This window comes from Hoyosella rhizosphaerae (assembly GCF_014643175.1).
In the GTDB taxonomy this organism is placed as follows: Bacteria; Actinomycetota; Actinomycetes; order Mycobacteriales; family Mycobacteriaceae; genus Lolliginicoccus; species Lolliginicoccus rhizosphaerae.
Genome location: NZ_BMJH01000001.1, coordinates 986,062 through 1,000,380 on the forward strand (window position 1 = coordinate 986,062; position 14,319 = coordinate 1,000,380).

Below are 14,319 nucleotides of genomic sequence, written 5' to 3' on the forward strand. Positions count from 1 at the left end.
CACACTTGTAGCTGTATGTAATCCCCGTCATTCCGGGTTGGGTGTCATTCCGGCTTGCGTAAAACGGCTACAAACATCGCGTCGGTGCCGTGTCGGTGCGGCCACAATTGCACAAACGCCCCGTCCGGCCCAGTCGCGCAGCGCGGCACTTCAGGAAGCAACTCGGGGCACGACAAAACCTCAACCGAATGTTTACGGATAACTGGGCCCACCACACCAACAGTTTCAGCGATGTGTGGCGAACAAGTGGAGTACACCACCACTCCGCCTGGGCGCACCAACTTCAACGCTGACTCAAGTAATTCACGCTGCAGTTTCGTCAACGCCGAAACGTCGCTAGGTTGCTTACGCCACCGAGCTTCGGGACGACGACGAAGCGCTCCCAGACCAGTGCAGGGTGCATCAACGAGGACACGATCGTATCCGCCGCTAAGGCCGGGATCGCGCCCGTCTGCCTCAAGGACAGTCACGGGTAGCCCCTCAGTAGAGGTGCGGACCAACTTAACGCGGTGAGGAGCCAATTCAACGGCGTCGAGGTGTGCCCCGTCGATCCGCGCTATCGCGCCCATCATTGCGGCTTTTCCGCCTGGGCCTGAGCACAAGTCGAGCCACCGCCCCGTGTCTTCGCCGACAACGGGTGCGCGCAGCGTCGCAAGCGCAACGAGTTGGCTGCCTTCGTCCTGCACAGTCGCGAGACCGTCACGAACCGGTTCCAGCGAACCGGGGTCACCACCGTCGAGGTACACCGCATACGGCGAGAACTTTCCTTCCTCGCCGCCTATGCTCAACGCCAGTTCCTCAGCTGTGATGTCACCTGGACGAGCAGCTAAATGCACAACCGGTCGGGTGTCATCAGCGGCCAGGGCAGCGTCTAGTTCAGTTGCATCAGCACCAAGGGCATCGACAAACGATTGCGCTATCCAACGCGGATGAGCGTGCGTGAACGCCAGCCTCCCGACGGGGTCCTTGGGTGCTAGCTCCGCCACCCATTGTTCCTCCGTTTTTTCTGACACCCTCCGCAGCACCGCGTTGACAAAGCCTGTCACTCGCTCGCCCGCAGATTCCCGCGCCATTGCCACAGCCGTACTAACAGCAGCATGGGGCGCGACTCGCGTCCGCAGAAGCTGGTAAGCGGCGAGACGCAAAACATCAATAACCTGGCCGTCCATTTCCTCAACTGGACGCCCTGCTCCGGCTGCAATTATCGCGTCGAGAAGTCCCTGCGCTCGGCATGCCCCGTAGGCAAGTTCGGTGGCGAAGGCTGCGTCGCGGCCCGACAGCTTTCGTTCCCTCAGTAGCGACGGGAGAATCAAGTTTGCATACGAATCACGGCCACGGACGGCCCGCAAGACATCTCGGGCGACCATTCGCGGCGCGTCGACGGTGCTTGGTGCAGGAGTCTCGCGTCGGGTGGGTCCACGACGAGGTGAATCACGATGCGGCACTTTCGGACCGGGGCGACTGCCGGCACCACTGTTTCGGCGGTTGGTGCCACCCTGGTTCTTGCCACCCTGGTTCTTGCCGCCCTGGTTCTTTCCGCGATGTGGTTGGTCCCCGGGACCCGAACCTGTTGCACTCACTGCGCCTGCACCTCTTCACTAAGTCGGGCACCGCGAGCCCAATCTGCGGCCACCATAGTTTTCTTGCCTTGCTGTTGAACCGTCGCGACCTTGATGGGGGTTGACCCCGTGCCAACGAACACTGCCTTCTTGGTGACATGAACCTGACCAGGAGCGAGTTCGGCGTCAATGTTGTCGGCAACACCAGCGGAAGTGATCTTTAGCCTCATATCGCTGACCGTGGTCCATGCACCTGGCATGGGCGACATGGCACGGATGTGTCGATCAACGACAAATGCCGGGGCTGACCAATCCACACGCGCTGCATCGACAGAAATCTTCGGGGCGTATGACACACCGTCGCTTGTCTGCGGAACAGCGGTGAGCGTGCCGTTTTCAATTCCGTCCATTGTTCGCTCAAGCAGTAAGGCACCCGACAACGCGAGGCGGTCAAGTAGCACCCCAGCCGTGTCATCTGGCCGAACCGTCTCAGTAACGACACCAAAAACGGGCCCGGTATCGAGGCCCTCATCGATGCGAAATGTCGTGGCCCCTGTCATATCATCGCCCGCGGCGATACTCGCCTGAACCGGCGCAGCTCCACGCCATGCAGGTAATAGCGAAAAGTGCAGATTGACCCATCCATACCTCGGAATCGCGATGACTTCTTTGGTCAGCAATGCTCCGTACGCGACAACTGGGCAACAGTCGGGCTCAAGCGCCTGCAACGCGGCAACAAATTCGGGATCGGATGGTCGCTGTGGCGTGAGCACTGGAATGTTGTAGCTGTCCGCGAGTTGCGCAACGCTACTTCGCTGTGTGCGGCGCCCTCGACCAGCGGCTGCATCTGGCCTGGTGACCACGGCAACGACGTCGTGTTGTTCGCACTCTATAAGGCGTTGCAGCGCCGGAGCAGCTGGATCAGGAGTTCCTGCAAAGACGAGCCGCATCGATCTCCTCGTGGTCGCTGGCGTTTGGGTCGTGAGCACCCATCGGTGCTTCAGACCGACACAGTCTATTGACAGAGCAGACCTCAGCGCTAACCGCGACTAGCTGTTGCTCGCGATGAAAGTGTCAATTAGCCCCACGCCGGGCGGCACGAAGCGGCATTCGACCACCGGAATGTGTTCCGGATTTAGCGCGTGGAGCGTGAGTTCGAGCACCACTGGGTTGAACGACAATTGAAAATGTCCGCTCATGTCGTATGGGCACACGGATTGTAGGGAGAAGTGCTGCGATTCACCTCGGAGGGGAATGTTGGTCACTGGTGAAATAACTTCGTCGAAGTCGGTGCTGATGGTGGTGTATCGCACGCCAGGAACCGTGTCTGTGGGCCAGTTAAGTTCGTGGAGAAACGATGAGCCCGAGATCTGTTGTATCAGCGCCGGAGCGAGAACATTCGCAGCCAACTCTTCACCGCCTGGTATGCGGAGGATCGGTGAGAATGCGTCGCTACCGTAGGTAGGTGACGCAATCCCCACCCAGGCGTCAACTACGCTGGCTCCGCCAAGTTTGTTGACGTAATACCGGGTGACGTTGGCTCCTTGCGAAAAACCGATGAGATGTACCTTGTTAGCGCCTGTTGTGGCACGGATCCGCGTGACAGCGTCGGCAACTTCACGCGCCGATTTTCTAATGTCTTTGGTACCAAAGGTGGGGGCGTCTACACCCGTCGATGGGCTCAGGTTGATGCCTGGCTTTCCCACGCCGTAGTTCAGCGCGAAGACGCAGTATCCGCGCTTGCGTAGTTCTGGCGCGAGATAGGCGAAATCGGTGTAGGCGGTGGCATCAGTACCATGGGCGAGCAATATCGGATAGGAGCTAGTGGAAGTGCAAGCTGGATCGTTCGCCCCGTGCGGCGCGCGCCCAGGATTACTTCTATCGAAGTGTTTGGCCTTAATCGGTGAGTTTTGCGCTGGGCCGTGAACGATCGGGATGGTAATCGAGTGTCCGTTTGCGCCTGGCTGCGTCGATGAGGTCGGCTCCGCGGTCGCCAGACTGACTTGTGCAGTGACCAGGCCAGCCGAGACAAGGCCAGCCGAACACACCGCAATCACTATGGATTTCCATGTTTTGCCCGAACTATTTCGACGCATGTTCCTGACTGACCGCGCTTTCCGTTGTACTAGCGGCCTACCCGCGCCGATGTGCCTGTGTTGTGCGAGGCCGGTTGTGCAAGGCCGCGTGTTGCACCGTCACGGGTAAGCCCAGACTCGATTGCGATGAGAGTACTGAACCAGTCGCAAAAAAGTCGGCATATCGGACACGTTTCTATGCCATTTGTTGGCGATGTCCTACGACTGAACGACGGTTCGCCGACCTGAAATTCAACTCCAGGAATTAAATAAATCAATCGTGCATGATTTATTTAAAGGTTTTTGCTGAGACCTGACGACTCACATATATTCGCTTTCAGCGCAATACATTGACGACCACGAATAACAGCCACAAAACGTGCAATGCTGAAATCGGCGAGCCATACGGTAAGCCAACAACCCCACTCTCGGCACCCAAGTCGGTGACACTACAGTGGAAATGTTTCCAGCGAACTGCACACTCCCCATCAGGAGGAACACAGCGTGGCTTCCACCACCAACTCAAGGAATGTCGTCTTTGTCGACGGCATCCGCACACCATTTGGTCGGGCCGGCAAAAAAGGGATATACGCCGAAACCCGCGCCGACGATCTCGTAGTCAATTGCATTCGCGAACTAGTTCGCCGAAATCCACAATTACCGACCGACCAAATAGACGAAGTCGCAATCGCCGCGACAACACAAATCGGCGATCAAGGCCTCACAATAGGTCGCAGCGCCGCCATGCTCGCTGGGCTGTCCGAAACGGTCCCCGGTTACGCCATCGACCGCATGTGCGCTGGCGCGATGACAGCCGTCACCAATACGGCAGCCGGCATCGGTTTTGGCCAGTACGACATCGCTATAGCTGGTGGAGTCGAGCACATGGGACGTCACCCCATGGGCGAAGGCGTTGACCCCAACCCGCGCTTCCTCGCCGACAAACTCGTCGACCCCAGCGCGCTCGTCATGGGAAACACTGCAGAGAACCTGCACGACCGCTTCCCCAGCATCACCAAGGAACGCACTGACGCATACGCCATCGGCAGCCAGCAGAAATATGAGGCAGCCCGGGCGGCAGGAAAAATAGCCCAGACCTTGGTCCCCATAGCAACGCGTCACGTCGACAGCGGCTGGGGATACGCCACCGCCGACGAACCGCCACGTCCAAGCACCACTCTGGAGGACCTGGCCGCGCTCAAGACACCGTTCCGTACAGCAGGACGCATCACCGCGGGCAACGCTGCCGGTCTCAATGACGGCGCCACCGCAGCAATCCTCGCTGGTGAAGACACCGCTAAAGAACTCGGCTTGCCCATCGGCATGCGCATGGTTGGCTTCGCCTTCAAGGGCGTCGACCCCGCCGTGATGGGAATCGGCCCCGTACCCGCCACCGAGAAACTTCTCGATCGCACCGGCCTCACGATTGGCGACATCGGACTGTTTGAAATTAACGAAGCATTCGCAGTGCAGGTTCTCGCCTTCCTTGAACACTTTGGCATTGCAGATGACGACCCCCGCGTCAACATGTGGGGCGGCGCCATCGCATGCGGCCACCCACTTGCGTCATCGGGCGTCCGCCTCATGACCCAGCTGAGCCACCAATTCAAAGAACGCACAGACGTCCGCTATGGCCTCACCACCATGTGTATCGGCATGGGCATGGGCGGCAGCGTTATCTGGGAGAACCCGAACTACACCGGAGAGAAGGCATAAGTACACATGACTGATCTCACGTCAGCCTTTGCAGATGAAGTCGTCACCCACGCATACACCACCCTTGTCGATGTCCCAGAAATCGAAGGCCGCATCGCGCTCGTCACACTCGACAACGGGTTCGACCACACCAAACCTTCCACCTTCGGCCCACAAGGACTCACTGAGCTAGACGCCGCACTAGACGTTGCCTTTGATGCGAAACCCTCGGCGATTGCCATCACCGGCAAGCCCTTCATCTTTGCCGTTGGTGCAGACCTCAAAGGTGTTCCCGACATCAAAGACCGCGACCTCGCGCTCCACATCGGGCAGCTTGGGCACCGGGTCTTCAAGCGCCTACGCGACTCCTCCATCCCCACCTTCGCCTTTGTCAACGGCGCAGTAATGGGTGGCGGGCTTGAAGTTGCGCTAGCGTGCCACTACCGCACTGTCTCCCGCAGCGCCGCAGCAATTGCACTGCCAGAATGCTTCCTTGGGTTAGTGCCAGGCTGGGGCGGCACCCAGTTGCTGCCTAACATCATCGGCCCGTCCAATGCTGTAACTGTTGTTCTGGAGAATGCGCTCAACCAGAACAAGATGCTGAAACCCGATCAAGCAGCCAAACTGGGAATCTTCGACACCGTCCTCGACTCAGCTGACTACATCGAACAGTCGATCCGCTGGGCCGCTGGCGTTCTAAATGGCTCCGTCACCGTCGACCGCCCCACTGTGGAACGCGGCCAGGAATGGGACGACGCCATTGCCCGCGCGAAGAAGTTCGTCGACGCCAAGACTAAAGGCAACGCCCCGGGACCCGCGCGCGCCCTCGAACTGCTCGAACTTGCGAAAACAATCGACATCAATGACCCCGACTCACTCGCAAACGGGTTCGCAGCGGAAGACGAAGCTCTTGCTGACTTGATCATGAGCGACGAGCTACGCGCTGGTCTCTACGCCTTTGATCTCGTTCAACGACGCGCAAAGCGCCCAGCGGGAGCCCCCGACCGTAGCCTTGCGCGCCCCATCACTGGGGTTGGCGTCATCGGTGCAGGTTTGATGGCCTCCCAGCTGGCGCTTCTTTTTGTCCGGCAGTTGAAGGTTCCGGTCATCCTCACCGATATTGACCAGGAGCGCATCGACAAGGGTGTGGCCTACGTTCACTCCGAGATCGACAAGCTCCAGGGCAAGGGCCGTCTGTCCCCAGATGGCGCAAATCGCCTCAAGGCGCTCGTGTCGGGATCTCTCGACAAGTCTGTTTTTGCCAGCACAAACTTCGTCATCGAAGCCGTGTTCGAGAACATGGACTTGAAGAAGAAGATCTTCGCGGAACTTGAGGACCACATCGCTGACGATACGATCCTCGCAACAAACACATCGTCGTTGTCCATCACGACGATGGCAGCGGATCTCAAACATCCAGAGCGTGTGGTCGGGTTCCACTTCTTCAACCCTGTGGCCGTCCTGCCACTCCTAGAGATCATCCGCGGCGAAAAAACCGACGATGTCACTCTCGCCACCGCGTTCGCAACAGCGAAGGAACTGAAAAAGTCTGCGGTTCTCGTCGCGGATCTGCCAGGCTTTGTCTTCAACCGGCTGCTCATCCGCACGCTCGGCGAAGTCATGAACTCCGTTGACGAAGGCACCCCATTTGAGGTGGCTGATATTGCGATCAGTGAACTTGGAATGCCGATGACACCGTTTGCGCTGCTCGGACTTGTGGGACCAGCTGTAGCACTGCACACCGGTGAAACATTGTCGGAGCACTATCCTGAACGGTTCAAAGACTCGCCAGGGTTGCGTGCCATCGTTGACGCTGGGATCAAGGGGATCTGGTCGTACGATCAGGCAGGGAACCAGACGGTTGATCCAGAGGTCGCCAAGTTGTGGACACAGGGCGACAATCCATCCACTGCCGAGCAGGTACTTGATCGCACCCGTCGCGCTTTTGCTGAGGAAATTCGCATCATGCTCGACGAGGGTGTTGTAGCTGCTGCTCAGGACATTGATTTGTGCATGATCCTTGGTGGTGGGTTCGCGTTTTGGAACGGCGGCATCACGCCATACCTGGACCGCACCGGTGCTTCTGAGGCTGTGAACGGAAAACGCTTCCTAGAACCTGGCGTTGCCAGCGTTTCTTAGCGAACCAGCGTGTCCTAGGAAATAGGGTGATCACGTAGGGATGTGTCCGACATTGAGGCCGCACAGGTCGCGGTGTCGGACATTTTCTCGTTGAAGCGTCTGCACGTCGTGCGCGCTTTTATGACGAAGGTGATTCGTCGGCGAGTAGCCGGTACAACGCTTTCCGGGCGTCTGTCAGAATCTCCGCTGCTTTGTCTCTTTGTTCCTGGGTGCCGACGTTGGCAACTTCTGTTGCTGCCGACCCAACGAGGCGGGCAAGTTGACGAAGCTCGCGTCCGGTGTTGGACTTTCCGTCAGAGACAGCAAACGGGTCGCCGATTGCCGACTTGTTTTCCTCGACGTAGCTTGTGCCTTGCTCTGTGAGTTTGGCAGTTTTTCGTCCACCGATGTTTTCGATGAGGACGATTCCTTCGTCTTCGAGCTGTGACAAGGCTGGATAGATCGAGCCGGGGCTGGGTTTCCACTGCCCGTCACTGCGGCTTTCGATTTCTTGAATGAGTTGGTAGCCGTGCATGGGCGCTTCGGCGAGGAGTAGCAGGATCGCTCCGCGTACGTCGCCTCGACGGTTGCGTTCGCGGCGGTGCGGTGGTGTGCCGATGCGGATGAGTCCGTTGCCGCGGGAGAATCCTTCGATGTGAAGGCCTGCTGGCCGGTCTTCGCGTGGGCGCCGTGGTTGACGGCGGCGTTCGCGGTCAGGGCCTCGGTGGGTGCTTGATTTGCGGGTGGGGTGTTGGTTTCTCATGGTTTCCCTTTCGTATCGCGATATATCGCTTCGCTTACGATATATCGAGGACTGTCGAGTGTCAACCACTCCCCTTAGCCGATGTGCAAGGGGTCCACCTGAATGCGCACTGCGGAAGTTTCCTTGCGAGCACTTCGCGCCGCCTGCGCCACACGCAATGCACGGGAAAGCTCAAGCCCCACCTGCCTGGGAACCTTAATCAGCACGCGCTCAATCTCGCCCTCGTCCACACCGGCATCCGCCGATGGCGGCCGCGCAAACGGCGGCAATGGAACCGGACCCAATACTTCCGCCCCACCAGGCAGTTCCAGCACATCCAGCATCCCCGACACAGCAGCATGACTCCCATCGATAGCCGCAATCCGCACCGCAGGAGGAAACCCCACCTCCGCACGTTCGGCCAGTTCATGCTCCGCGAACCCCACCGGATCCCACCGGACCAGAGCCTGGACGACAGGAATGCCCGCATCAGCAATGACTGCGACCGCGCCCCCCGCAGAAGCGGGCTTCACCAACGCCGCCGCGGCCATCCACTTCCGTAATGTTTCTTCCCCCGCGCGCAAATCCGCACGCCCAAGCAACGCCCACCCATCTAGCAACAACGCCGCCCCATAACCGCCCTCGACCAGCGGCTCAGCGCCCGGAGTGCAGACGACTAGCGCGGAATGTGGCTGAATCTCCGCGACCACATCATCACCCCCAGAAGTGACAACGGGAACGCCCGGGAATGCTCGCCCTAGCTCCTCCGCCGTACGGCGAGCCCCGACAACCTGCGCACGAACGCGAACAGACCCACACGCAGAACACTTAGGGGTATGCACCGACGTCGAACACCACCGGCACTGGTAAACGCCACTATCATCGACAAGCTCCAAGGGACCTGCGCAACGACGACACCTCAGACTCTCGCGGCAATCTTGGCACACCACCGCTGGCACATACCCCCGGCGCGGAACTTGCACCAGGACAGCATCTCCCCGCTGCAACGCCGTACGAGCGGCACTAAACGCGATACCAGGTATCCGCGCCGCCTTCGCGCCAGGATCACGCTCGAGCGCAAAATCGCTGTCAGCCAGAGCTACCACACGAGGTGACCGCTCCCGAATGGCGCTACGCGAAGCAACCAACGGGTGAGCCCAGCCAGACTCAACGAGCAGCTGCCCTTCACAGGTGCGCGCAAACCCGCCACTCAGGAATCCCGCACCGCTCCGATGCGCACGATGAACAGCAATGTCCCGGGTATGTGGATATGGCGACCGCGGTTCCGACAGCAGATCATCGCCGTCGTCCCAGACAGCAACAAAACCTAGGTTGACCACAGGCGCAAAAGCCGCACTGCGTGTGCCAACCACAATACGACTGTGCCCTCGCAACACTGACAGCCAGCGGCGGTATCGCTGCGCAGGCCCCAGCCCAGCGGCAAGCGCGCAAACAAGGGACGGGTCAACCAATGTTTCACAGACCTTGACCACACGGTCCAAATCTTTGTGGTCGGGCACAATGATCAACGCTCCGCGCCCAGTGGCAGCCACCATCGCAGCCATTTCAGCCACACGACGAGGCCAATCCTCACCTGGTGCAGCATTCCACACAGCACGGGCGGGTCGCCCAACTCGCACCGCGTCGGCGTATGACATGGCGTGCTCATAGATGGACCAGTTCCGCAGATCAGGTGCGACGATGGGCGCAGGCGGACTTTGAACCGGTGCTTCGTTTTCAACCCTTGCATGCCTCGGCGGTATTGCGAGACGAAGCAGGTCCGCCCGCGTACCAGCAAAACGCTCAGACACTGTGTCTATGAGGTCGACAATTTCCGGGGTGAGAACCTGAACCGGCGACACGACCTTATGCAGCCAGGCCAGCGTTCCTTCGCGGTCACTGGTCTCAACTCGCTCAAGCAAGTAGCCGTCGACAAGTCGCCCACCAAAGCGGATGCGAACACGCACACCTGGTTGCGCGTCCGCATCGCTTTCTGCCGGCACACGGTAGTCAAACACCCGGTCCAGGTGTGGCAGTGGCAGCAAAGGCAGCACCTTCGCGATTGGGCGTTGCGCTGCCGCAGTGAGCTCCAGAGCGCGGTCCTTTCCTACTCGACACCGTCCCTCTCTGAAACCGACGGAGGTGTTTTACAAACCTGCCGCTGCGCGCAAAGCTTCAGCCCGATCCGTCTGCTCCCACGGCAGGTCAATGTCTGTCCGGCCGAAATGCCCATATGCCGCTGTTTGGGCGTAAATGGGACGCAAAAGATCAAGATCCCTGATGATCGCCGCGGGACGGAGGTCAAACACCTCGGTGATGGCTTTTTGGATGACAGCGGGATCGACCTTTTCGGTCCCGAAGGTCTCCACAAATAGCCCTACTGGTGCGGCCTTACCGATAGCGTAAGCGACCTGCACTTCGAGGCGATCTGCAAGCCCTGCCGCCACAGCATTCTTCGCGACCCACCGCATGGCATACGCTGCGGAACGGTCAACCTTCGACGGATCCTTGCCGGAGAATGCTCCCCCACCATGCCTAGACATACCGCCGTAGGTGTCGACGATAATCTTGCGGCCAGTCAGACCGGCGTCACCCATCGGTCCACCCACGACAAAACGTCCGGTTGGGTTAACAAGCAACCGCACATTCGACGTATCGAGGTCCTCGATATTGAGTTCATTGAGAACTGCGACGAGGACATGGTTGCGAATATCTGGGGTGAGGAGATTATCGAGATCGATGTCTGCCGCATGCTGGGTGGAGATGACCACAGTGTCGAGTCGAACGGGCTTCTCGCCGTCGTATTCGATGGTGACCTGTGTTTTTCCATCTGGCCTGAGGTACGGCAGGATGCCCGTCTTTCGCACTTCAGTCAGCCGTCGGGCCAACCGGTGAGCGAGCGCAATCGGAAGCGGCATGAGCTCCGGTGTGTCTCGGCACGCGTACCCGAACATCAGTCCCTGATCGCCAGCGCCTTGCCGGTCGAGGTCGTCTTCGCTCAAACCTTCGACACGAGACTCGTAAGCATTATCGACACCTTGAGCGATTTCTGGTGACTGCGCGCCGATGGCGACGTTCACTCCGCACGAGTTACCGTCAAAGCCCTTTGACGATGAGTCGTAACCGATCTCAAGGACTCGCTCGCGAACAATGGTCGGGATATCCGCGTAGGCGGTAGTCGACACCTCGCCCACGACATGCACCTGGCCGGTGGTGACAAGTGTTTCTACGGCAACACGGGCCCGTGGATCAGCTTTCAAGATCGCATCAAGAACTGAGTCGCTGATCGCATCACAAATCTTGTCCGGATGCCCTTCTGTGACTGATTCGCTGGTGAACAGTCTGCGACTTGTCGCGCTCACTTATATAGCCCTCTCCGTTTTCACCTCACAACACGCCCTAGTGGCAGTCGAGGCACTCAAGTCCTACTTCAATGATGAGGTCCCAGTCGATGATGGGATGGTGCTTACCGTCTGGTCAGCTAGTATGTAGCACGCTTGACACAGCATCAAGTATTCGGCTCGCCATGAGGTTTTTCGAACTCAATGGTAGGGCCGATTCGGTTCCATCTGCCTTCAGTAGCCAACCCATATTTGAATCGACTTCGAAGGCTTTACCCTCACCAACAGCGTTGACGACGAGGAGGTCACACCGCTTGCGGTTGAGCTTACTCCTCGCATGGGTCAAGACATCGCCCTGTTCGTCACCCGTTTCCGCAGCAAAACCGACAATCACACGGGTCACCGGGAGTTCACCCTGATCGCGTCGCTTCACAACCTCGGCGAGAATGTCAGGGTTTTTCACCAACGGGATCGATGTTGGTTCGTCGTTGCCTTTTTTGATTTTGCTCTCGGCCACTGAAACTGGCCGGAAGTCAGCTACTGCTGCTGCCATGATGACAATGTCAGCGCGTTCAGAAAGCTGATGCACAGCCTTTCGCATCTGTTCAGCCGTAGTGACGTTGACGACGCGAACACCAGCCGGGACCGGTAGTTCCGCTGTTGCCCCAGCAACAACCGTAACCGATGCACCGCGCTGGACAGCGAGCCTTGCGAGAGCGAATCCTTGCTTGCCGGAGCTGCGATTTCCAAGGAACCGAACCGGATCAAGCGGTTCGCGAGTGCCACCCGCCGTTACGACGAGTGTGCATCCGGTGAGGTCACGCGGCAAGGAATCGCGACGCTCTAAGAGCATCGCACCAAGGCCGCCGATCTCGTCCGCATCGGGAAGTCGACCGGGGCCGGAGTCGTGCCCTGTAAGGCGACCCGACGCAGGTTCCATCACAACGACCCCACGGGCGCGCAATGTAGCTACGTTGTCGACCGTTGCTGGGTGATCCCACATTTCGGTGTGCATAGCGGGCGCAAACAACACGGGGCATCGCGCCGTCAACAGAGTTGCGGTAAGGAGGTCATCAGCGCGACCATGTGCGGCACGAGCCATGACATCGGCAGTTGCAGGCGCGACAATCACTAGGTCGGCCTGCTGCCCAAGTTTCACGTGCTGAACTTCGGGGACTTTCTCAAAGACCCCGGTGTCAACCGGATTGCCAGACAACGCCTCGAACGTGGCCTTGCCGATGAATTCAAGCGCTGACGCCGTAGGAACAACTCGAACGGAGTGGCCACGCTCAGTGAAGTACCGAATGAGTGCACACGATTTATAGGCAGCGATACCACCGGCAACGCCAATCACAATTCGCTTAGCCGGTGTTTCCACCTCGTACGGTGCCTCACTCTGAGGCGATGCCGCAGCATCCGCTGCACCAGAGTTTGTCGCGGACACTGCGAAACCTCGCTATTCGCCTTCGTTGTGGATAAGAAGATCGCCGTGGATTTCACGCAACGCCACAGATAGCGGCTTCTCGTGCATACCCGGGTCGACCAAAGGTCCCACGTACTCGCGCATTCCCATGCCAATTTGGTTGTAATAGTCGTTGATCTGCCGCGCGCGCTTAGCTGCGAAGATTACGAGCGCGTATTTCGACGAAACCCGATCGAGAAGTTCGTCAATCGGTGGGTTGGTCAAGCCGGTGGGCTGATCGTAGACCGGTGCACCGCTGGTGGACTTCGTCGCTTTTGTTGTCACAAATTCTCCTCATAGAAGCACTGACGAGCGTGTCTCCTGGCCGAAACCGCCGCTGTGAATTCATCACATGCAGCCGTACTCGGCTTCAGAATCACTCCCTGGTCAGCAACAGTACCAATTGTTGGACCGCAAGTTCCAAGTCGTCGTTAACGATGACATGGTCAAACTCGTCCTGAGCTGCGAGTTCTTCTTTTGCCGTACGTAATCTGCGTTCCACAACTTCGGGGCTTTCGGTGCCACGACCGGAAAGTCGGGAAACCAGCACGTCCCAACTGGGTGGCGCAAGGAATACGAGTTGTGCCTCCGGGAGAACGTCGCGGATCGCGCGTGCACCTGCGAGATCAACTTCGAGAAGAACAGGCAAACCCTCGCTGAGAGCGTGGTCTACCGGAGCTTTGGGGGTGCCCGATCGCTGAAGGCCCCCGTGGACTTCAGCCCACTCGAGAAGTTCAGCGTCGTCGATCATGCGGTCAAACTCAGTGCGACTCACAAAGTGGTAGTCCCGGCCTGGAGTTTCTCCCGGCCGCGGTGCACGTGTTGTCGCAGAAACACTGAACCACAGGTTCGGCACTTCGTCGCGTAACCGCCGCACCACCGTGGACTTGCCGACGGCGGAGGGGCCAGCCAGAACTACTAGCTTGCCCCTCCGCCGTGCTGTCGACACCTCGTCAGACGTATTGCCTTCTGAGATTTTATTCACGACAGCGAACACATCACTCTCAGGCTTCGAAGTCGAAGCGCTGCAGAAGAGCCCTGCGCTGACGATCACCAAGGCCACGGAGGCGGCGCGTAGGCGCAATCTCGAGCTCGGTCATGATGTCTTTAGCCTTGACTTTGCCCACCTTCGGCAAAGCTTCCAGCAACGCTGAAACCTTCATCTTGCCAAGGATTTCATCAGTCTCGGCGTCGGTAAGAACCTGCTTGAGGTCGGTTCCTCCACGCTTGAGCTGGTCCTTGAGCGCCGCCCGGGCCCGGCGCGCTTCTGCTGCCTTCGCCAAAGCAGCAGCACGCTGCTCATCGGTCAACTGGGGAAGGGCCACGA

General features: G+C 58.9%; 12 protein-coding genes. 2 read left to right on the forward strand and 10 right to left on the reverse strand.

Translation table 11 applies throughout. The features are described from left to right. Window positions 1–44: 44 nt before the first annotated feature. The 3 genes from IEW73_RS04610 to IEW73_RS04620 form a co-directional block, all read right to left on the reverse strand. Window positions 45–1,367 (reverse strand): RsmB/NOP family class I SAM-dependent RNA methyltransferase, encoded by a 1,323-nt coding sequence (locus IEW73_RS04610; RefSeq protein ID WP_188672896.1) that lies wholly within the window; start codon window positions 1,365–1,367, stop codon window positions 45–47. A gap of 209 nt (window positions 1,368–1,576) precedes the next feature. After that, window positions 1,577–2,509, reverse strand: a complete 933-nt coding sequence (fmt, locus tag IEW73_RS04615; protein ID WP_188671111.1) for a methionyl-tRNA formyltransferase — start codon at window positions 2,507–2,509, stop codon at window positions 1,577–1,579. Window positions 2,510–2,608: 99 nt separating this feature from the next. Next, window positions 2,609–3,655 (reverse strand): esterase/lipase family protein, encoded by a 1,047-nt coding sequence (locus tag IEW73_RS04620; RefSeq protein WP_188671113.1) that lies wholly within the window; start codon window positions 3,653–3,655, stop codon window positions 2,609–2,611. A 483-nt stretch (window positions 3,656–4,138) separates the two neighbouring features. On the opposite strand from IEW73_RS04620, the gene IEW73_RS04625 reads away from it, so the two are divergent. Next, window positions 4,139–5,350, forward strand: coding sequence for a thiolase family protein (locus IEW73_RS04625; protein ID WP_188671115.1), 1,212 nt, complete (start codon window positions 4,139–4,141; stop codon window positions 5,348–5,350). 6 nt (window positions 5,351–5,356) lie between these two features. Then, window positions 5,357–7,468 carry a 3-hydroxyacyl-CoA dehydrogenase NAD-binding domain-containing protein gene (locus IEW73_RS04630; protein WP_188671117.1) on the forward strand — a complete coding sequence of 704 codons (2,112 nt, stop codon included), beginning with the start codon at window positions 5,357–5,359 and terminating at the stop codon, window positions 7,466–7,468. A gap of 118 nt (window positions 7,469–7,586) precedes the next feature. Here the strand turns inward: IEW73_RS04630 and IEW73_RS04635 are convergent, their stop codons facing one another. The 7 genes from IEW73_RS04635 to mihF all read right to left on the reverse strand — a co-directional run bounded on the left by IEW73_RS04635 (window position 7,587) and on the right by mihF (window position 14,317). After that, window positions 7,587–8,210 (reverse strand): PadR family transcriptional regulator, encoded by a 624-nt coding sequence (locus IEW73_RS04635; RefSeq protein ID WP_188671119.1) that lies wholly within the window; start codon window positions 8,208–8,210, stop codon window positions 7,587–7,589. Window positions 8,211–8,284: 74 nt separating this feature from the next. Beyond that, window positions 8,285–10,243, reverse strand: coding sequence for a primosomal protein N' (locus IEW73_RS04640; RefSeq protein ID WP_229675753.1), 1,959 nt, complete (start codon window positions 10,241–10,243; stop codon window positions 8,285–8,287). A 93-nt stretch (window positions 10,244–10,336) separates the two neighbouring features. Then, window positions 10,337–11,551, reverse strand: coding sequence for a methionine adenosyltransferase (metK, locus tag IEW73_RS04645; RefSeq protein WP_188671122.1), 1,215 nt, complete (start codon window positions 11,549–11,551; stop codon window positions 10,337–10,339). A 115-nt stretch (window positions 11,552–11,666) separates the two neighbouring features. Beyond that, window positions 11,667–12,974 carry a bifunctional phosphopantothenoylcysteine decarboxylase/phosphopantothenate--cysteine ligase CoaBC gene (gene coaBC / locus IEW73_RS04650; RefSeq protein WP_504739198.1) on the reverse strand — a complete coding sequence of 436 codons (1,308 nt, stop codon included), beginning with the start codon at window positions 12,972–12,974 and terminating at the stop codon, window positions 11,667–11,669. Between the two features lie 12 nt (window positions 12,975–12,986). After that, window positions 12,987–13,277, reverse strand: coding sequence for a DNA-directed RNA polymerase subunit omega (gene rpoZ / locus IEW73_RS04655; RefSeq protein WP_188671124.1), 291 nt, complete (start codon window positions 13,275–13,277; stop codon window positions 12,987–12,989). Between the two features lie 91 nt (window positions 13,278–13,368). Beyond that, a complete protein-coding gene (gene gmk, locus IEW73_RS04660; RefSeq protein WP_188672906.1) occupies window positions 13,369–13,968 on the reverse strand; it encodes a guanylate kinase in 600 nt (199 codons plus the stop codon). A 28-nt stretch (window positions 13,969–13,996) separates the two neighbouring features. After that, window positions 13,997–14,317: an integration host factor, actinobacterial type gene (gene mihF / locus IEW73_RS04665; protein ID WP_188671126.1), complete on the reverse strand. Its 321-nt coding sequence runs from the start codon at window positions 14,315–14,317 to the stop codon at window positions 13,997–13,999. Between the last annotated feature and the right edge of the window lie 2 nt (window positions 14,318–14,319).

Coding starts and splice junctions, on each gene's coding strand:
- IEW73_RS04610 (WP_188672896.1), bottom strand. CDS start 1,367: ATGGTCGCCCGAGATGTCTTGCGGGCCGTCCGTGGCCGTGATTCGTAT.
- IEW73_RS04620 (WP_188671113.1), bottom strand. CDS start 3,655: ATGCGTCGAAATAGTTCGGGCAAAACATGGAAATCCATAGTGATTGCG.
- IEW73_RS04630 (WP_188671117.1), top strand. CDS start 5,357: ATGACTGATCTCACGTCAGCCTTTGCAGATGAAGTCGTCACCCACGCA.
- IEW73_RS04635 (WP_188671119.1), bottom strand. CDS start 8,210: ATGAGAAACCAACACCCCACCCGCAAATCAAGCACCCACCGAGGCCCT.
- fmt (WP_188671111.1), bottom strand. CDS start 2,509: ATGCGGCTCGTCTTTGCAGGAACTCCTGATCCAGCTGCTCCGGCGCTG.